The organism is Amycolatopsis sp. NPDC034160 (assembly GCF_055575355.1).
This window is the reverse complement of record NZ_JBVISU010000001.1, coordinates 469,642-488,078: the sequence shown is the minus strand read 5'-3', so window position 1 is coordinate 488,078 and position 18,437 is coordinate 469,642. Positions and strand designations below refer to the sequence as shown.

At 68.0% G+C, this 18,437-nt stretch carries 19 protein-coding genes; 6 read left to right on the top strand and 13 right to left on the bottom strand.

Translation table 11 applies throughout. The annotated features are described in order from the left end of the window. Window positions 1-48 precede the first annotated feature (48 nt). Entirely contained in the window at window positions 49-321 is a 273-nt protein-coding gene (locus tag ACZ54P_RS02320; protein WP_465459751.1) for a helix-turn-helix transcriptional regulator, read from the top strand. Here ACZ54P_RS02320 and ACZ54P_RS02315 read toward each other — a convergent pair. The 11 genes from ACZ54P_RS02315 to ACZ54P_RS02265 all read right to left on the bottom strand — a co-directional run bounded on the left by ACZ54P_RS02315 (window position 318) and on the right by ACZ54P_RS02265 (window position 12,285). Further along, on the bottom strand, window positions 318-893 hold the full coding sequence (locus ACZ54P_RS02315; protein ID WP_465459750.1) for an EndoU domain-containing protein: 576 nt from the start codon (window positions 891-893) through the stop codon (window positions 318-320). The two genes, ACZ54P_RS02320 and ACZ54P_RS02315, sit on opposite strands and share 4 nt — an antisense overlap. A 76-nt stretch (window positions 894-969) precedes the next feature. Next, on the bottom strand, window positions 970-2,217 hold the full coding sequence (locus ACZ54P_RS02310; protein WP_465459749.1) for a hypothetical protein: 1,248 nt from the start codon (window positions 2,215-2,217) through the stop codon (window positions 970-972). After that, a complete protein-coding gene (locus tag ACZ54P_RS02305; RefSeq protein ID WP_465459748.1) occupies window positions 2,211-2,816 on the bottom strand; it encodes an ABC transporter ATP-binding protein in 606 nt (201 codons plus the stop codon). The genes ACZ54P_RS02310 and ACZ54P_RS02305 overlap by 7 nt, the downstream gene beginning before the upstream one ends. After that, window positions 2,813-3,685: an LLM class F420-dependent oxidoreductase gene (locus ACZ54P_RS02300; protein WP_465459747.1), complete on the bottom strand. Its 873-nt coding sequence runs from the start codon at window positions 3,683-3,685 to the stop codon at window positions 2,813-2,815. The genes ACZ54P_RS02305 and ACZ54P_RS02300 overlap by 4 nt, the downstream gene beginning before the upstream one ends. Before the next feature lie 84 nt (window positions 3,686-3,769). Next, window positions 3,770-5,593: a phosphoenolpyruvate carboxykinase (GTP) gene (locus tag ACZ54P_RS02295; RefSeq protein WP_465459746.1), complete on the bottom strand. Its 1,824-nt coding sequence runs from the start codon at window positions 5,591-5,593 to the stop codon at window positions 3,770-3,772. A 396-nt stretch (window positions 5,594-5,989) separates the two neighbouring features. Beyond that, window positions 5,990-6,706, bottom strand: a complete 717-nt coding sequence (locus ACZ54P_RS02290) for a DUF6802 family protein (RefSeq protein WP_465459745.1) — start codon at window positions 6,704-6,706, stop codon at window positions 5,990-5,992. A 187-nt stretch (window positions 6,707-6,893) separates the two neighbouring features. Next, window positions 6,894-8,729, bottom strand: coding sequence for a dynamin family protein (locus tag ACZ54P_RS02285; RefSeq protein ID WP_465459744.1), 1,836 nt, complete (start codon window positions 8,727-8,729; stop codon window positions 6,894-6,896). Further along, window positions 8,726-9,229, bottom strand: a complete 504-nt coding sequence (gene grpE, locus ACZ54P_RS02280; protein ID WP_465459743.1) for a nucleotide exchange factor GrpE — start codon at window positions 9,227-9,229, stop codon at window positions 8,726-8,728. The genes ACZ54P_RS02285 and grpE overlap by 4 nt, the downstream gene beginning before the upstream one ends. Window positions 9,230-9,263: 34 nt before the next feature. Then, on the bottom strand, window positions 9,264-9,920 hold the full coding sequence (locus ACZ54P_RS02275; protein ID WP_465459742.1) for a TetR/AcrR family transcriptional regulator: 657 nt from the start codon (window positions 9,918-9,920) through the stop codon (window positions 9,264-9,266). Continuing rightward, complete coding sequence (locus ACZ54P_RS02270; protein ID WP_465459741.1) at window positions 9,917-10,396, bottom strand: YqeB family protein; 480 nt, start codon at window positions 10,394-10,396, stop codon at window positions 9,917-9,919. The genes ACZ54P_RS02275 and ACZ54P_RS02270 overlap by 4 nt, the downstream gene beginning before the upstream one ends. Window positions 10,397-10,716: 320 nt before the next feature. After that, window positions 10,717-12,285 (bottom strand): dynamin family protein, encoded by a 1,569-nt coding sequence (locus tag ACZ54P_RS02265; RefSeq protein WP_465459740.1) that lies wholly within the window; start codon window positions 12,283-12,285, stop codon window positions 10,717-10,719. Window positions 12,286-12,434: 149 nt separating this feature from the next. Between ACZ54P_RS02265 and ACZ54P_RS02260 the strand changes: the two genes are divergently transcribed. The 3 genes from ACZ54P_RS02260 to ACZ54P_RS02250 all read left to right on the top strand — a co-directional run bounded on the left by ACZ54P_RS02260 (window position 12,435) and on the right by ACZ54P_RS02250 (window position 14,792). Beyond that, complete coding sequence (locus ACZ54P_RS02260; protein ID WP_465460216.1) at window positions 12,435-13,643, top strand: sensor histidine kinase; 1,209 nt, start codon at window positions 12,435-12,437, stop codon at window positions 13,641-13,643. Beyond that, window positions 13,640-14,296: a response regulator gene (locus ACZ54P_RS02255; RefSeq protein ID WP_005167029.1), complete on the top strand. Its 657-nt coding sequence runs from the start codon at window positions 13,640-13,642 to the stop codon at window positions 14,294-14,296. The genes ACZ54P_RS02260 and ACZ54P_RS02255 overlap by 4 nt, the downstream gene beginning before the upstream one ends. Before the next feature lie 82 nt (window positions 14,297-14,378). Beyond that, a complete protein-coding gene (locus tag ACZ54P_RS02250) occupies window positions 14,379-14,792 on the top strand; it encodes a VOC family protein (RefSeq protein ID WP_465459739.1) in 414 nt (137 codons plus the stop codon). Between the two features lie 18 nt (window positions 14,793-14,810). On the opposite strand, the gene ACZ54P_RS02245 is transcribed toward ACZ54P_RS02250, so the two are convergent. Both ACZ54P_RS02245 and ACZ54P_RS02240 read right to left on the bottom strand, forming a co-directional pair. Further along, the gene (locus tag ACZ54P_RS02245) at window positions 14,811-15,722 is read right to left on the bottom strand and encodes an SDR family NAD(P)-dependent oxidoreductase (RefSeq protein ID WP_465459738.1); all 912 of its coding nucleotides are present in this window, start codon (window positions 15,720-15,722) and stop codon (window positions 14,811-14,813) included. Beyond that, window positions 15,723-16,301: a TetR/AcrR family transcriptional regulator gene (locus ACZ54P_RS02240; RefSeq protein WP_465459737.1), complete on the bottom strand. Its 579-nt coding sequence runs from the start codon at window positions 16,299-16,301 to the stop codon at window positions 15,723-15,725. A 191-nt stretch (window positions 16,302-16,492) separates the two neighbouring features. On the opposite strand from ACZ54P_RS02240, the gene ACZ54P_RS02235 reads away from it, so the two are divergent. Both ACZ54P_RS02235 and ACZ54P_RS02230 read left to right on the top strand, forming a co-directional pair. After that, window positions 16,493-17,431, top strand: a complete 939-nt coding sequence (locus ACZ54P_RS02235) for an ABC transporter ATP-binding protein (RefSeq protein WP_465459736.1) — start codon at window positions 16,493-16,495, stop codon at window positions 17,429-17,431. 28 nt (window positions 17,432-17,459) lie between these two features. Further along, entirely contained in the window at window positions 17,460-18,197 is a 738-nt protein-coding gene (locus ACZ54P_RS02230; RefSeq protein ID WP_465459735.1) for an ABC transporter permease, read from the top strand. Window positions 18,198-18,437: the final 240 nt, after the last annotated feature.

The following is an 18,437-nucleotide window of genomic DNA, read 5'->3' as shown; positions in this document are numbered from 1 at the left end:
AATGACGGTTCTAACCGTCATTACCACTCACGAGATTAGGATGGCCCCATGGTGCGAGTGCCGTTGACGGACGAAGAGCGTGAACGCGGCGAGCGGCTGGGGCTGGCGCTCCGGGACGCCCGTGCGTCGGCGTCGCGGAGCATGGTCGAAGTGGCCGCGGAGGCCGGGATCTCGGTGGAGACGCTCCGGAAGATCGAGACCGGCCGAATCCCGACGCCCGCGTTCTTCACGGTGGCGGCGATCGCCGACGCCGTCGGAATGCCGCTGGACGTCCTCCGGGCGACTGTGGACGGAGCCTCTGAAGTCGCCGAAGCGAGTTAGGGGCGCAAGGTGGCCAGGGTGTGCGCCCGGTCGTTCAGATAGAGAAAGCCGTCGATCGGCAGCTCGAAGCTGTTCAAGAGGCTCTCCAGGGTGGCGAACTCGTCCACCCCGAGCCGCAGGTTCTCGTTCATCGCGTGCGCGATGAGGACGTCGGCCAGCTCTTCCCACTCACCCGACCAGTGCAAGGTCCGGTAGAACGCCAGGACGTCCGGCGCGACGCGGTCGGCGATCTGGTCGAGCAGGCTTTCGCCGAAGAAACTGATGCGGCCGGCGGCGAGGTCGGCGACGGTCGGATTTGCCGGATCGGCCGCGGTGTCGGGATTGCGGACCACGCCGGGGCCCGCGACCGGATACCCCGTTTTGACGTTCCCGTTGTCCTCGACCAGCACGATCAGGTGCACGCCGTACCGCTCGCCCGCGCAGCGCCAGCGGCCGTTGTGCTGTCTGCGCCGAGGTTCACTCGGATCGTTCGCGACGTCCTTGATCACCGCGATGATCTGCTCGTCGGTCCAGCCCGCGGGGAATTCGCTGGTCGCCCGCCGTCCCTTTCCCGGTGCGTGCCCGCCGCCCACTCGTGCTCCCTTCGTCGCACCGAGGGTAACTCGCGTTCGGAGCATTCGAAGGGTCCGAACGCGGGAACGGGTGAGGTCAGGCGATGACGGAGAGCACTATCGAGCCGACGATCAGCAGGTCGACGCCTCGCAGGGCCTGCAGTCCGGCGGTCCCGCCTCTGACGTCGTAGTTCATCGGCGGCCGCGTCGCCGTCCTCAGCGCGGCGGCGACGGCGAGCGGGATCGCGAGCCACACCGGCCACACCGGCGTCACCCCGAGCGTCAGCGTCACCAGGCCGAGCAACCCTCCCCAACCGAGACCGAGTGCGGCGATCACCAGGCCGTTGACCAGCCGCAACTCCCAGTCGGACGCACCGAGCCAGCGCCTGCGGCCGGGGTTGCGCCACAGTTCGCCGAGCCCGCCGACGAACGGCACGAGCGCCGCATACGCACCGAGCGCGAACAGCGGCGCCACCGGCACGGCCGGGAACGCCAGGTGTCCGACGCCGGTCAGGCACGCGATCACCACGCCGGACGCCGCGTAGCGCAGACGGCCGAGCACCCCGGCCCACGCGAGCCGCAGCGTCGTCGGCCGCCGCAGCGACAGCCACGGCATCGGCCTCGATTCGGGGATCAGCAGCATGGGGTCCATGAAGACCGCGGCCATCGCCCGCAGCAGCCGCGCGTTCCAGCCGTCGACGAGTTCCTGGCGCCCGGCCCCGGACACCGGCTCGCCGCCGAAGGCCACCGCGACCGCGACGACGAGCAGGGCACCGGCCAGCACTTCGGCCGCGATCGGGCCCAGTCCGGCGGCGGCCATCGCCAGCCCGGCCAGCGCGAGCACGACCGGGCCCGTCGTTTCCCCGCGGATCGCCGTCCGCCGTGCGGTGACCCCGGCCAGGATCGCCCCGGAAGCGGTCAGCGCCGACATCGCGATCCAGACGTCCTTCGATCCGCCACCGATCGCGGTGACCAGCGCTCCGGTGTAGCCGACCCCCACGACCAGACCCAGCCACAGCGTCCACATCCGCTTCACGACGAGGCGGCGCCTGTCGACGCCGGCGAAGTCCATCCACGTCAGCGCCGCCGGTTCGGCCCAGACGAAACCGCGGCGCAGCAGGCTTCGCCAGAAGATCGCGCACAACACGATCAGCAGACCGAACACCGCGGCGAAGTCCACAACGGACTGTCCAAAGAGGAAGTGACGCAGCTTCGGCAGGTTCTGGAACGCGGTGAACAGCGCGCCGAATCCGAACAGCGCCAGGAAGGTCTGGTAATCCCCGTCGAGCAGTCCGCCGAATCGCTGTCGTCCCGGAACCCGCGTGGGAGCCTTGGTGCTCACCACAACTCGAGGGTGGAATCGGCCGCTTCGAGCAGCGGGGGATGGTGCGTGGCCACGACGACCGCCGCCCCGGCGCTGGTCGAGCGCGCGATCAGCGAAGTCAGCCATTCCTTCCCGGCGACGTCGAGCGCTCGTTCAGGCTCGTCGAGCAGCAGTACGTCGTGCGGCCGCGCCGTCGCGCCGAGGAGCAGCAAGCGGCGGCGCTGTCCGGCGGAGAACTTGCCCGCGGTGACCTTGGCCCGCTCGGAAAGACCCGCGTCCGCCAGCAGTGCGCCGAAATCGCCGAGGTCGGCGCCGAACGAGCCCTCCAGCAGTTCGAGATGCTGGAGCGGGGTCAGTTCCGCGAAGAAATCCGAATCGTCGAACAGCACGGAGACCTTGCGGCGGAAGGAAAGATCGCGTTCGTCGGGTTTTCCGCCCGCGACGACGGCCCGGCCCCGCTGCGGGGCCTGCGTTCCGTACAGGCAACGCAGCAGGGTCGATTTCCCGACCCCGTTCGGGCCGACGATCACCGCGCATTCGCCCGCCTCGACCTCGAAATCGAGGCCGTCGAACAACCACTGCTCCCCGGCCTGGACGCCGAGCCCGCGTACGTCGATCATCGGCCGCGCATCAACTCGATCACCGGCGCGAACGACTCCATGTTGTGCTCCAGCACGGTGAAATAGGTGAAGCCGAACCGTGCGCGATGCGCCAAAATCTGTTCGGCGATCTGCTCCGGCGAACCGATCAACGCCGTCGGCAATTCGGCGAGCTGTTCGACGGTCAGCGATCCCTTCAGCGAATGGCGGACCTGCTCCAACCCGGTCTGCCGGTCTTCGACGACGCCGATGAAATGCGAAAGAATGTTCAATTCGACTTCGCGGCCGTTCAGTTTTTCCTGGACGAAGTTCACTCGCTCTTCGATTTCCGCGGCGTCCGCGGCGACCAGCGCCCCGCCGTCGGGAACCGCGGACGTGCCGGTGAAACCGATGATGTCGGCGTGTTCGGCGGCCAGCGCGAGCACCCTGTCCCCACGCCCGGCGATCATCAGCGGCGGGCCCGGTTTCTGCACGGTTTCCGGTTTGTGGTCATCGTCGGAGTAGAGTCGTTTGAGTTCTTTGATGGTGTGTTCGAGGTGATCGACCCGCTTGCCCGCACTGGGGAAGTCCATCCCCGCCGCTTCGAATTCGGCCTTCACATACCCCGCGCCGAGCCCGAGTTCCAGCCTGCCTTCGGTGAACTGGTCCGTGCCCGTGACGTCGCGGGCGAGCAGCACCGGGTTGTAGAAGGCGGTGTTGATGACGAAGGTGTTGAGCCGCACCCGCTCGGTCACCTCGGCGGCGAGCACGAGCGCGGGAAAGGGCGGGGCCATCCCCAGATGGTCCGCGGCACCGATGACGTCGAAACCGAGCTCTTCAGCCTTGCGGCACTTCCCGACCCACGCCGCACGGCTCTCCGGGACGACCATGTTGACGCCGAATTTGACCATGCGGCCACGGTACCCAAGAGGAAAAGAAGAAGGCCTCATCCTCAGGAATGACCCTGAGGATGAGGCCTTCTCCGGCGTGCTGAATCAGCCGAGACGCTGCTTCAGCGCGTCCAGTTCGTCACGCAACGACGCCGGGACCTTGTCGCCGATCTTGTCGAACCACTCCTCGATGAGCGGCAGCTCCTGGCGCCACTCTTCGGCGGAGACGTCGAGCGCGGCCTGGATGTCGGCCAGCGGCTCCTTGAGGCCCTCGGTGTCGAGGTCCTCGGCGTTCGGCACGAAGCCGACCGGGGTCTCGTTCGCGTTGCCCTTGCCTTCGACGCGGTCGATGACCCACTTCAGGATCCGCGAGTTCTCGCCGAAGCCCGGCCACAGGAAGCGGCCGTCGTCGCCACGGCGGAACCAGTTGACGTAGAAGATCTTCGGCAGCTTGTTCGCGTCGGCGTTCTTGCCGAGGTCCAGCCAGTGCTTGAAGTAGTCACCGGCGTGGTAGCCGAGGAACGGCAGCATGGCCATCGGGTCGCGGCGCACGTTGCCGACCGCGCCGGCGGCGGCCGCGGTGGTCTCGGACGACATGGTGGCGCCCATGAACACGCCGTGCTGCCAGTCGCGGGCCTCGTTCACCAGCGGAACCGTGGTCTTGCGGCGGCCGCCGAACAGGATCGCCGAGATCGGCACGCCCTTCGGGTCGTCCCACTCGGGCGCGAGGATCGGGCACTGCGACATCGGCGTGCAGTAGCGCGAGTTCGGGTGCGCGGCCTTCTCTTCCGACTCGGGCGTCCAGTCCTGCTTCTTCCAGGAGGTGGCGTGCGCGGGCTTCTCGCCCATGCCCTCCCACCAGACGTCGCCGTCGTCGGTGAGCGCCACGTTCGTGTAGACCGTGTTGCCCTTCTCGATGGTGCGCATCGCGTTGGGGTTGGTGTGCCAGTCGGTGCCCGGCGCGACGCCGAAGAAGCCGAACTCGGGGTTCACCGCGTACAGGCGGCCGTCCTCACCGAACCGCATCCATGCGATGTCGTCACCGAGGGTCTCGGCGCGCCAGCCGGGGATGGTCGGCTGCAGCATGGCGAGGTTGGTCTTGCCGCAGGCGCTCGGGAACGCCGCCGCGACGTAGTGGACCTTGTCCTCCGGCGAGATCAGCTTGAGGATCAGCATGTGCTCGGCCAGCCAGCCCTCGTCGCGGGCGATGACCGAACCGATGCGCAGCGAGTAGCACTTCTTGCCGAGCAGCGAGTTGCCGCCGTAGCCGGAGCCGTAGCTCCAGATCTCCCGGCTCTCAGGGAAGTGCGAGATGTACTTGGTGGTGTTGCACGGCCAGGAGACGTCCTTCTGGCCGGGCTCCAGCGGGGCGCCGACGGAGTGCAGCGCCGGGACGAACTCGCGCTCGGTGCCGTCCTCGGTGACGAACTTGTCCAGCGCGGCCTGGCCGGCGCGGGTCATCACACGCATGGAGGCGACGACGTAGGCGAAGTCGGTGATCTCGATGCCGAGCTTGGGGTCTTCGGCGCCGAGGGGGCCCATGCAGAAGGGGATCACGTACATCGTGCGACCGCGCATGCACCCGCGGTACAGCTCGGTCATTGTGGCCTTCATCTCGGCCGGGTCCATCCAGTTGTTGGTGGGACCGGCGTCTTCTTCGTTCTCCGAACAGATGAAGGTGCGCTCTTCGACACGGGCGACGTCATTCGGGTCGGAAGCGGCCCAGTACGAATCGGGCTTCGCGTCGAGCTGCACGAACGTGCCGGCGGCGACCAGTTCGGCGTTGATGCGCGCGGCCTCTTCGTCGGACCCGTCGACCCACACCACGCGGTCCGGGGTGGTCAGCTCGGCGACCTCCCGGACCCAGGACAGGACGCCGGAGTGCGTCGTCGGCGCTTTTTCCAGTCCGGGGATGGCGACTGCGGTCATCTCTACTCCTGACTTCCGACGGCAGAAGCCCACACCGGGAACGACGCTGTTCCGATGCGGGCTTCGATGCCGGCGACCGAATGGCTTCGCACACCGGCGGGAAGGCCGGTGTGCAGGTTTTGGGATTCCCCGAGAGTAGCCGGATGACCGGCAGGTAACCGAGAGCTGACCTGTCGGTTCTCTCACAAGAACGATAAGGGAATCGATTCAGTATCACCGGAATGGGCCATACGCAAAAATTCTTCCGGTGATCGACAGCACCATGGACCGGCGAATCGGACAGGAGAAAGCCCGGCACGAGATCTCGTACCGGGCTGTTCTGTGACCAGGATTACACGAATTGGCCTAATAGAATGGACTAGACCACTCTGCTATTGGTTCAGGCCATTTCAGGATTTAGTTGGGGCTGATCCACTGCCCGGTGGCGGAATCGATCTTCGCCACTCCTTCGAGTGTTTCGGTGCCCGCGCCACCCCACGCCGCGTCGCCCGCCGGGTCGCCGACGGCGGCCGGAGTGCTCGCGAAAGCCGAGCCGATGTCCTCGTTGACCACTCCGCTGCCGGTCTCGGTCCACTGGCCGGGGCCAGTGTGCTCGTAGGTCTTCGAGTTTCCCGAAGCATCCGTCTCGACCGCGATGTCGGCCTTGCCGTCACCGTCCTTGTCCGTGAACGCGATCGTGCGGCCGTCCTCGGTCTGGATGACGGCGGTGTCGGGGGTGCCATCACCGTCGGTGTCGATCGTGGGCGGGCCGACCTCGACGTCACCGTTGGGCATGTCGGCGTGCATCGTGCCGCTCGTGCCCGCGTCGCTGCCGCTGTCGTCGCTGCCGCCCGCTTCGACCCAGGCTCCGGAGGCCTCGTCGTAGACGGCCTCCTGGACGACCTTGCCGCTCTCGTCGAGCACCGCGTACTGATCGGCGTCGCCGTCGCCGTCGGTGTCGACGAACGCCTGGCCGGTGCCGTCGTCGTGCTGGATGACGGCGGCGTCGTTCACGCCGTCCTTGTCGAGGTCGTAGTTGAGCTCGGCCTGGTACTCCTCGCCGTCAACGTGGACCGTGACGGCCTCCGTGTTGCCCGTCTCGGTGTCCGTGCCGCCGCTCTCGTCGACCCACATGGGATAACCCCCTCGTTGACCTGCTGGTGTGTCGAAGCTTATGACTCACCGTAGGCCCGTTCGGTTCCGGTCCACAACAACGCCACCCGGCGGAGCGCCCGGCCCAGCGCGTTTAGTCCTCTGGATGCGGTACTTGCGCGTGCAAGTACCGCATCCAGAGGACTAAACGCGGGTGGTCAGGCGGTGGTCAGGAGTCGCGCAGTGACCGAATGCGACCGAGGAGGGCTTCGGCGCGGTCGCGGCCGTCGGAGACGTCCTTCAGGCGTTTCGCGACGACCGAGATCTTCTTGGCCCGCTCCTGCGCGCCCATCTTGATCGTCTTGTCGACTTCCTTCAGCTCCGCCTCGATCGCGTCGATGCGGCGGCCGAGGGCTTCGTCGAGTGCCATCGACAGCTGCTGTTCGGCCTCGATCAGCTGCTCCGCGACGAGCTGGTCCAACGTGGACCGCGCGTCGGCGATCGCCTCGACCAGCCACTGCTTCATGTGCTGCTTGTCGGACGCGTGCTTGCGGGTCCGCGCCATCCACCAGCCGGCGCCGAGGCCGATGATGATCGTGGCAGGCAGGATCACCGGGTTCAGGATCGCGACGCCCGCCAACGGCAGCGCGGCGACCTTCCCGGCGCCGAGGCCGCCGGAAACGCCCATGAAGATGAGCAGTTTGTCCTCGGCCGTCGGCGGTTTCTTGTCCGGCGGGCGAAGCACGACCGGCGGGCCGCCTGCCCTGGCGAACTGGCCTCGGATGATGTCGAGTTCTTCGGCCGAAAACAGCTCCGAAAGCGCGACGTTGGTGACCTGGTTGAGCCGCTGGGAGAGCAGCATCGAGATCCGCTGCGACGTCGTCTGCAGCGCGATGTCCACCTGCTGCGGCAACGCGGCGAGGGCGTCACGTTTCGCGCCGTCGATCTGCTGCCGGAAATGCGTCGACGCGTCGCGCATCTGCCTGCTCGTCTCGTGGCCGACCTCGACGCGGGTCCGCTGGATCTCGGCGCGCAGTTTCAGCTGCCAGCCACGGGTCGACGAGCGGCGTTCGGTCGTCAGGTCGTCGCGGCGCTGGCGCAGCTGTTCCGCCTCGGCCTCGCCGGCGGACAGGGCACGGCTTTCCGCCTGCAGTTTCGCCTTGAGTTCGGCGAGCGCGCTCGACAACGCGCGCAGGGTGTTGGCCTCGCCCAGCATCGCCGAGCGGCCGACCAGCATCTCCTGCAGCGCGCCCTGAAGCGCGGCGATCCCGGCCTTTTCCCGCAGCATCATCGCCATCTGCTCGTTCGGCGCCTTGGTCGCCGTCTCGAACATGCGCGCGGACACCGGGTGGAACACCGCGTCGGCGAACCGGGGAGCGTGTTCGGCCAGCAGCCGACGGTCGGCTTCGAGTACCTCGCGCCAGCCGCGGAACTGGTCGGTCTTGGTCAGCGCGAACAACACGGTCTCGACGCGCTCGCCCATGTCCTGCAGGAACTGCAGCTCCGGCGCGGTGAACGGGGAGGAGGCGTCCACGACGAACAGCAGCGCGGTGGCACCGGCCGCCGCCTCCTTCGCCAGCTCGCCGTGCAGGGAGTCGAGCCCGCCGACCCCGGGGGTGTCCACAATGGATACGCGTTCGAGCAGCGGTACCGGGCCGGAGACCTCGACGTAGCGCGGCGGGATCTGGCCTTCCGGCAGTTCGTGCGCGGCCGAGACCCAGTGGATCAGCTCGGTCAAGTTGATCGGTACCGGAGCCAGCTGCCCCGGATAACAGGCCTGCGCGGACCACTGCTCGGCGTGCTCGAAGACGAGGTACGTCGCCGTGGCGACGTCGGCGTCCACAGGGGACAGGCCGGGCATGGAGAGGAGCGCGTTCACGAGCGAGCTCTTGCCGCGGTTCGTCTCGCCGACCACCACGACCGACGGCTTCTTCGGCCGCGCCTTCCGGATGTCCTCGACCCATTTCGCGGCCTGAGGATCGGCTTCACGGACGACGGTGAGCAGCTGTTCGCGCGTGCTCTTCACGACCGCCGGCAGGCTGGCCGCCGCGCTCGGAGCGGTCACTGGGCCTTCTTCGCGTAGACGATGACGATCGGCGCCCGCAGGACGCGGTCGTGATCGGCGAAGCCGACGACCTCGGTCTCCGCGACGAGCCCTTCGAGTGCCGGATCCTCCGTCGCGACCGCACCACCCGCCTCGTGCACGGCGGGGTCGAACCGCTCGCCGTCCGGACGCAGGGCACGGACGCCGATGGCGGCGAGACCGTGTTCGAGCCGCTCGACGACGCCGCCACTGCGGGCGCGGTCGAGGGCGTACAGGCAGAGCTGGATCAGCGCCTGCCGGTCGGCGAGAGCCTGTTCGAGGTCGGCCGGACCCGTGGTCGTGGACTCCACATCGGTCTTCGACGCGGCCTCGACGGCTTCGGTTCCCTCGGCGGGCGAAGTCGCACCGTCGACCTCGGCGATGATCGCGGCGATGCTCACGCCCGGAATCTGCCCGGTCGGCACATCATCCGGATTCTCCACTTCGACCGCTTTCTTGCGCAGCCAGGCACCCACCCGCATCGACCCCCGTTACTGGCGTTCTCGAGCTGCCCGATCAGCTCGGAGAGATTTCACCAGTGTCGGCTACGGCCACGCTGTCTGGGGGTGAAATCGGCAGAACGGGACGGAGGAATCTGGTGAGCAGCAGCTTCAGTACCGCGATTTCCGCGGCCGGATCGAGATCGGGATCCAGGATCGCCCGGGAAAGCGGTGCGTCGATCAACGCGGTCAGCCAGTCGGCGGCCGCCTTCGGTTCGACACCGGGATCGATCCGTCCCGCTTGGATCGCCCGCTCGACGAGGTCGAGGAGGCCATCACGCAGGGAGCGGTCGTTGCCCTGGATCAGCCTGGCCAGTTCGGCGTCGCGGGCGCACTGCGCGGCGACCTCGAGGACGAGCTTGGCCACGACGGGGTGCAGGAGCTGCTCGGAGACGTGCACCATGACGTGGAGGATCGCCTCCCACGGATCCTCGAATACCCTCGCCGCCGCGAGCAGGGCCGTGGTCTCGTCGGCGTCCTGCTCGAAGATGCCGACGAAGACCGCGCGCTTGTTCGGGAAGTAGTGGAACAGGCTGCCGGTGCTGATCCCGGCGGCGCGGCAGATCTCCGCCGTCGTGGTCTTCTCGAAACCCTTCATCGCGAAGCAGCCCGCGGCGGCGTCGAGGATCGCGCGGCGCTTCGCCTCGTGCTTGACCGGGTCGACCGTCCTCATTTCACCGGCGGGGGCTCGTCGAGCCAGGGATAGCCGTACTCGAGGAACGCCTTGGCGACGGCTTGGCGGTCGACGTCGGCCTTCTCCCGCACCAGTTCCCGGCCGTCGGCGGCGAGCAGGACGAGTTCCTTGCCGTCGAGGAAGACGGCTTCGAGCTTGGCTTCATAGGCGCGGCTACGGCCCTTCGTGGTCAGCGTGATGCGTGTCGGCGTCACCTTCACGATAAGCCGCTCGTGCGCCCAAACCGCGGCGAAAAGCAGGCCCAGGACCAGACCCACGCCGGTCCCGGCGACCGCGCCCCATGGGTGGGGGATGTCCGAGACGAGCTGGAACGGGCCTTTGAACGGGACCCAGCTCAGGGAGACCACCCAGTCCGCGATCGACTGGAGGAACCAGCCGATCGCGGCGCCCACCAGTGGGCAGCCGAGCCAGGAGGCCGTGCGCAGCCACTGGGGCTCGTCGACGATCGTTTCCATGGGCCCCATTATTAGACCGAGCGCTCGGTTTATCAATCTCGGGATGCGTTTAGTCCTCTAAATGCGACGCGGGAAGCGGCGGCGAGGCCGTGAAGGCCTGATTCTCTTATGGACAGTCAGGAGCGGCCCGAGTCTCTTGAGCAAGCCCCTTCGCGTCAGCGTTGCCCTCTACGTCAGTGGCGCGCCCGCCAGCGGTTGGGCGACTTGCCAGGACTCTGTCGGTGAGGGGCGACGTCGCGTTTCGTCCTCTGGATGCGGTAGTTGCGCGCGTGCATGTACCGCATTTAGAGGACGAAATGCGGGGGTGGGGAGGGCGAGGGTCAGTCGCGGATTTGTTGCCAGATGAGGAAGTACGCCCGGTGCACGACGTGCGCGACGCGGCTCTGGGCGGGCGTCGCGCCGAAGGACGCGAAGGAGCGCCACCAGCCGGCGCGCTCCAGGGCGTGCGCCGCGAGTTCGGCACGGGGTGCGCCCGGCTTGCCGAGCTGGGCGCCGATGTCGGCGTTGCTCCCGACCCGGAGGACCTCCTCCGACAGGTCCTCGGGCATGTCGACCGCGCCGGACGCGACCAGCGTGAGCGCTTCGAGCAGCCGGAGCTGGTGCGCTTCGGGCTTGGCGAGCAGGACCTCGATCGCGTCGTGGACACGCTGCCGCTCGCCCGGGTCGCCCGACGCGTGGGCCAGCGCGGTGACCGAAGCCAGTGCGGCGGCCGCCTTGATGCCGTCGGCGCGGGCGGCGAAGACGATGCTCAGGCGCTGTCGGACGGCTTCGAGCCCGGAAGCGTCGAGGAGCTTGCGACGCAGCGAGCCCGCGGTGATCTCGGGTTCCTTGCGGATCGCCTCGACGGCGTACCGGACGCCGAACAGGTCGAGCTTCTCCAGCAGCCGCAGCCGGGTTCCCGCCGCGACGTCGCATTCCCAGCTGGTGAAGATGTCCGCCGAGATCAGCATGGTCTCGAGGATGTCGTCGTCCATCTCGGCCAGCTGGCGCAGCGCCTCGGCGTCGCCGGAGGTGAACCCCCCGGACTCCGCCGATTCCGCGATCAGCCCGATCACCGGCAGCACGTCCGCGACGCGGGGCTTCAGCGTCGAGGCCTGCTTCTCCGACAGCAGCGTCGCGGCCTTCCACACGTCGCCGCCCGAGCCTTCGACCGACTCGGGCGCGATGGTGTCCGCCTTGTTGAGCACCGCGATCGCGTTGACCGGGCCCGCCTCGCGGCTCGCGGTCGCCGCGGTGAACGCGGCCAGCGCCTGCTGGTCGTCGGCGCGCACGCCCTGCGTCACCACGTAAAGAACAGCCTCGGCGCCCGCGACGGCGTTGCGCGAAGTGTCGTCCAGCTCGTCGGAGCCCTCTTCGTCCTCGTCTTCGTCGTCGGCCTTGCGGTGCTTCGCCGCGCCCAGCAGCTGCTCGGTCCGCGACACCGACGCGGCGTCGAGCGAGCCGAGGCCGGGGGTGTCGATGACGGTCATCCCCTGCAGGACGGCGTTGGTGAGGTAGGCCTCGATATGCGAGACCTTGTCGATTTCGATGCCGAGCTCCGCCGGGATCATCCCGTCGGCGGCGAAGGGCAGCACCTGTTTGCGGCCGTCGTTGAAGACGATCTCGACGCGGTCGACCGTGCCGTATTGGAACCGGGTCACCAGCCGGGTGCACTCGCCGACGTCGGTCGGCGCGACCCGGCGCCCGATCAGGGCGTTGACCAGCGTGGACTTACCGGACTTGATCCGGCCCGCGACGGCGACCTGCAGCGGACCGCCCAGCCTGCGCAGCACCTCGGCGAAGCCGGCGGCGGTCCGCGCGGACACCTGCGGCTGCAGGCGATGGCAGAGGTTCGCCACCGACATCGACAGCGGACCGGCGAGCCGCCCCTGCTCCGACGGTGACGTCACGGCGCCTGCCCCTCCCAGTCGTCGAGTCTGCCGAGTCGAATCGTGCCATGCCGCTCATCCTCGGGTCGCACCGAAGGTGGTACCGGCGACCGACGCGCGAGCGGCCCGGGCCGACATAGTGTTACCAGGTGCGACGGTTGAGCCTCTGGATGCGTGCCCACCCCATGGCGGGGGACAGTTTCATCGCCGTCGTCCTGCTGCTGACCGACCTGCTGCTCTACGTGGCCGCGGTCGAGACGCCGGAAGTCCCGATGCCGCCCTGGTACGTGACGGTGCCGCTGGACATCGCGATGGTGGTGCCACTGGTCTTCCGGCGGAAGGCGACGCTGTGGTCGGCCTACGTGATGCTGGTGATCGGCATCCCGCACAGCGCGCTGGAGCTGGGCGTGGCCAGCGGGCTGGCGATGATGATCGGCATCTACTCGGTGCTGGTCTACGTCGGACGCAGACAAGGGCTGCTGTACCTGCTGGCGACGCTGGTCACCTCGGCGATCCAGCTGTGGGTCGATCCGCCCGAGGACGTCTGGGTACTGGCCGTCATCGGCGTCTTCGCCATCGCGCTGTGCTGGACGCTCGGCGAATTCGCCGGCGCGAGGCGCGCCTATCACGAGGAGGTGGAAGCCAGGTTGCATCTACTGGAGACGGAACGGGACCAGGCGACCAGGATCGCCGTCGGGGAGGAACGCGGACGGATCGCCCGTGAGTTGCACGACGTCGTCGCGCACGCGGTGAGCGTGATGGTCGTGCAGGCCGATGGCGCGTCCTACGCGGTCGACGGGAATCCCGAGATGGCGAAACGGGCCTTGCAGACGATTTCGGAGACCGGCCGCGGCGCGCTCGCCGAGCTGCGGCGGTTGCTGGACGTGCTCCGCAGCGACGGTGACGACGAGCCTCGCGTGCCGCAGCCGGACGCCAGCGCGCTGACCGACCTCGCGGATCGCATCCGGCTGGCCGGGGTGCCGGTGACGCTGGCGATCGGCGCGGACGCGCTCGACGGCCTGCCCGCCGGTGTCTCGCTCGGCGTGTACCGGATCGTCCAGGAATCGCTGACGAACACGCTCAAGCACGCCGGGCACGGCGCGCAGGCGGAGGTGCTGGTGCGCCGGGAGGCGGACGTGATCGACGTCCGGGTCACCGACGACGGCGCCGGCCGCGCGAAGCAACTCGTGCCCGCCGCGACGAAGGCCGCTCCGCACGGAGCACCCACCGGGCCGCGAAGACTCACGGTCCCCGGCGGGAACGGTTTGATCGGAATGAAGGAACGGGCGAACGTCTTCGGCGGCACGCTGGAGGTCGGCCCCGCTCCCGGTGGAGGGTGGCAAGTGCACGCGAGGCTCCCGGTTAGGTTGGCGACGTGATCCGAGTGGTGGTCGTCGACGACCAGGAATTGATGCGCGTCGGGTTCCGGATGGTATTGGGCGCGCAGGCCGACATCGATGTCGTCGGCGAGGCCGGTGACGGTGCGCAGGCCATTCGCCTCGCTGAGGAACTACGGCCCGACGTCGTGCTGATGGACGTCCGGATGCCGGTGCTGGACGGGGTCGAGGCGACGAAACGGATCGTCGAGGCCGGGACGGCTCGGGTGCTCGTCATGACGACGTTCGATCTGGACGAATACGTCTACTCGGCGTTGCAGGGTGGGGCGAGCGGGTTCCTGTTGAAGGACACGCAGCCGGATCACCTGGTCTCGGCGCTGCGGGCGGTCGCTTCCGGCGACGCCGTGGTCTCGCCCTCGGTCACGCGGCGGTTGCTCGACCGGTTCGTCGGCGGCGGCGGGAAGCCGATGCGGGACGCGGCCGAACTTGACGTCCTCACCGAACGGGAGCGGGAGGTGCTCGTGCTGATCGCGAAGGGCCTTTCGAACCTCGAGATCGCCGAGACGCTGTTCCTGTCCGAAGCGACGGTGAAGACGCACGTCGGGCGGATCCTGTCCAAGCTGGATCTGCGAGACAGGGTGCAGGCCGTGGTGCTCGCCTACGAGACCGGTTTGGCGCGGCCCGGCGTCACCTGAGAACTTCCGCGGAAAAGTGGTCATTCGGTGAGCACTTTGCGGTGGATCCTTGTCTCCAGAGCCACTACCGGAGGAGAAGGAAATGCTGCGAGGACTCACCACCACCACGTTCTACGCCGACGACATGGCAGCCGCGATCGAGTGGTACACCGACCTCTTCGGGATCGAGCCGTACTTCGTCCGCGACGGTCATGACGAGAAGCCGGCGTACGCGGAGTTCCGGATCGGCGACTACCAGCACGAGTTCGGCCTGCTCCGGGCCGACTACCGGCCCGCGCTCGCCCAGCCCGGCCCCGGTGGGGCGATCGCGAACTGGGCCGTCGACAACGTCGAAGACGCCTTCGCGAAGCTGCTCGACAAGGGTGCGAAGGAGTACGAGCCGGTGATCGAACGCGGGCCCGGCTTCGTGACCGCGGCGGTCGTCGACCCCTTCGGCAACGTCCTCGGCGTGATGTTCAACCAGCACTACCTGGACGTGCTGGCCGGGAAGAAATAGCTCCCGGCCAGCACGGGCTCAGCGGTACAGGGCGTGATCCGCCGTTTCCGGATCCTTGCCCGCGTCCCGGACTTCGGCCATCCACTTGCCGAAGTCGGGACGTGAGCCGTCGACGTCGGTCAGGCCGTATTCGTTCATCAGCGTCCACGACGCCAGCGTTTTGCCCGCGAACCGCGAGACCTCCGGATCGGTCGCCAGTTTCGCGACGCCTCGCCCGAGCAGCGCCGGGGTCTCCGAGATGGCGAAGTCGACCGGCGCGGTCTTGCCGACCGCGTCCCGCCACGTCTCTTCGGTGACCTTGAAGTAGTCGAGCATCGCCTCCGACCGTAGGAAGCCCGGCGTCACGGTCATGCCGACGCAGCCGTACTTCTTCAGTTCGGCCCCCAGCGCCCTGCCGATCGCGCGGATGCCGCACTTCGCGAGGAAGTACGGGATCCCGGCGCCGACGTACTCGTCGTGGTCGCCGTCGGTGACCTCGAGGACGAGACCACCCTCCCGCTTCACGACCAGCGGGAGGAGCCGGTGCAGCGCGATCAGATGGGTGTCGAGCGCGTTGTGCACCAGGGTGAGCGCGTCGTCGAGACTGGAATCCCAGTACGCCCCTTCGAAGTCCGCGAACGGATCGCCACCCCAGACGTCATCGACCAGGACGTCGATCCGGCCGTCCACTTCGGACTCGATTCGCGCTTTCAGCACGTCCACATCGGACACTTCGGTGAAGTCGGTGCGGACGGCGATCCCCCGGCCGCCCGCCGCGTCGACGAGTTCCGCGGTGTCCTCGATCGTCTCCGACCGCTTCATCGGCGACTGGTGCTCCCTCGTCGTGCGGCCGGTGACGAACACCGTCCAGCCGAGCCTGCCCAGTTCCACCGCGATCGCCCGGCCACAACCCCGCGTCGCCCCCGTGACCACGGCCACTTTCCGGTCCATTCAGGACACTCCTTTCCACGCGGTCAGCACCGCGTCCACGTCTTGCCCCATACGGTCGACGTACCGGCCTTTCGGCCGGATCGACCAGTCCAGCGCGGCCCCGTTCGCCACGCCCAGCAGTACTCGCGCCGCACGGACGACACCCGGCGCCCCCGGCAGGTCACGCGCCGCGACCCGCATCAACCGTCGTAGTTCCGCTTCCACCGCGGTGAAATGCTCGCCGAGCAGGCCTCGGAGCGCCGGATCCCCGAGGTCCACCCCCAGCTGCCCGAGATGGTTCGCCGCGGTTTCCGCCGAACCCAGGCCCTCGTAGACCACGACGACCGCGGCCCGCAGACCCTCCACCGGATCGGCCAGCTCGCCGCATTCACGCATCCGCTCGACGACGGTCCGCGTGTTCAACCGGCTCAACGCCTGCAACAGGCCGTTTTTGGAACCGAACCGCTGAGCGAGGGTGCCGACCGCGACCCCCGCCTCCGCCGCAACCTGGGCGAGCGTGAAACCCGGGCCGACCATGCCGATCACGGTCTCCGCCGCCGTCAGCAGCCGTTCGTCGGTGATGGTACGAGGCCTCGCCACGCAATTATTGAACCATGGTTCATTAACCCCCGGCAATTCAGGGTCGGTCTCAGGGGCATCACCGATCGCGTACGCCCTACGGAGACGGCAAGCTACCTCTCAGGTCGGGTACCAGGTTGGCACCTCAGGATGACGCGCTCGGCCACCCACATGGACGACGATTGCTTTCGCAGTCGCCGAGGGGAGCAGACATGATCGAGGCAGTGGGCCTCACCAAGCGGTACGGCAAGACACTGGCGGTGAACAACCTTTCCTTCTCCGTCACGGGTGGAGAGGTCACCGGATTCCTCGGCCCCAACGGGGCGGGCAAGTCGACGACCATGCGCATGATCCTCGGCCTGGACAACCCGACCGCGGGTTCGGTGCGCATCGACGGCAAGCTCTACCGCGAGCTGAAGGATCCGCTGCGGACGGTCGGCGCCCTGCTGGACGCCAAGTGGGTGCACCCCAACCGGTCGGCGCGGGCGCATCTGCAGTGGATGGCGAGGTCGAACAAGATCCCGGCGGCCAGGGTCGACGAGGTACTCGAAATCGTCGGGCTCACCAGCGTCGCCGGAAAGCGTGCCGGCGGCTTCTCCCTCGGCATGTCGCAGCGACTGGGGATCGCGGCGGCGCTGCTGGGCGACCCGGAGGTGCTCCTCTTCGACGAGCCGGTCAACGGCCTCGACCCCGAGGGCATCCTCTGGATCCGGAAGTTCATGCACCGGCTGGCCGACGATGGTCGCACCGTACTCGTTTCCTCGCACCTGCTTTCGGAGATGGCGCTGACCGCGAGCCAGCTGGTCGTGATCGGCAAGGGTCAGCTGATCTCCCAGTCCTCCACCGCGGACTTCATTTCCCGTGCCGCCGAGAACACGGTCAAGGTCCGGTCGCCGCAGCTGCCCGCGCTGAACTCCGCGCTGACCAAGGCGAGCGCGCAGGTCACCGCCGTCGACAACGCGCTCGTCGTGTCCGGAATGGACAGTGCCAAGATCGGCGAGATCGCCGCGGCCAACCAGATCGTGCTGCACGAGCTCAGTCCGCAGACCGGCTCGCTGGAGCAGGCCTTCATGCAGATCACCGGCGATTCGGTCGAGTACCACACCGGTCTCGAAGTCGAAGCCGCCGAAGTGGTCGCAGCCGCCCAGTAGCCGCTCACTCCTTGAGGAAAGAAAAGCCATGACTCTGCTCGCTGTGGAACGCATCAAGCTGTTCACCACACGCTCACCCTGGTGGTGCGCGCTGGCCGCACTGGCGGTCGTGATCGGCTTCGCCGCCATCGTCTCCAGTGCCGCACCCACCGGGGAACTCACCGAGGTCAGCTGGACCCAGTTCGGCTACGGCTTCGGCATGGCCGTGATCATGGTGTTCGCCGCGCTTTCGGTGACCACCGAATACCGCTTCGGCACCATCCGCACCACCTTCCAGGCCGTGCCGAACCGCACCTCGGCGCTGCTGGCCAAGACCGGCGTGGTCGCGGCCCTGTCGCTCGTGATCGGCGAGGTCGCCGCGTTCGGCGCGTGGGGCCTCGCCTCGATCATGCGGCCGGAAGATCTCATGCTGAACACCACCGCGGAGTGGATCAATGTCGCCGGGGTGGGGGTGGTGTTCGCACTCGCCTCGGTGATCGCGATCGCCGTCGGCATCCTGATCAGGCACAGCGCCGGTGCCATCTCACTCGTGCTGATCTACGCCCTCGCGGTGGAGAACCTCATCCAGCTCATCCCGAAGATCGGCAAGGACATCTACGAGTGGATGCCGTTCCGCGTCGCCGACAGGTTCCTCACCGGTTCGGGTTCGGCCCCCGGCGCGCCGGAAGCGCCGTTGAGCCAAGCCGGATCGCTGGCCTACTTCGCCGGTTTCGCGCTGGTGTTGCTGGTCATCTCGCTGGTCGCCGCGAACAAGCGCGACGCGTAAGGACTTCCACAGGGGAGGAGACCGGTCGCTCGGCTCGGGGGAGTGAAGCGACCGGACGGGGGAGAAAAGGGGAACAAGGACCGGGCCGCCTTATCGGGGGGCAGCCCGGTCCTTTCCCGCTTACTGGGTCGTGGGGGGGGGGGGGGGTTTTTACCCAAAACACAACCCCCAACCACCCCTGCCCAAACCCCACCCAGCCTCACCCCAATCAAGTCGGAACCCCCCCGAAGGAGGGGTGGT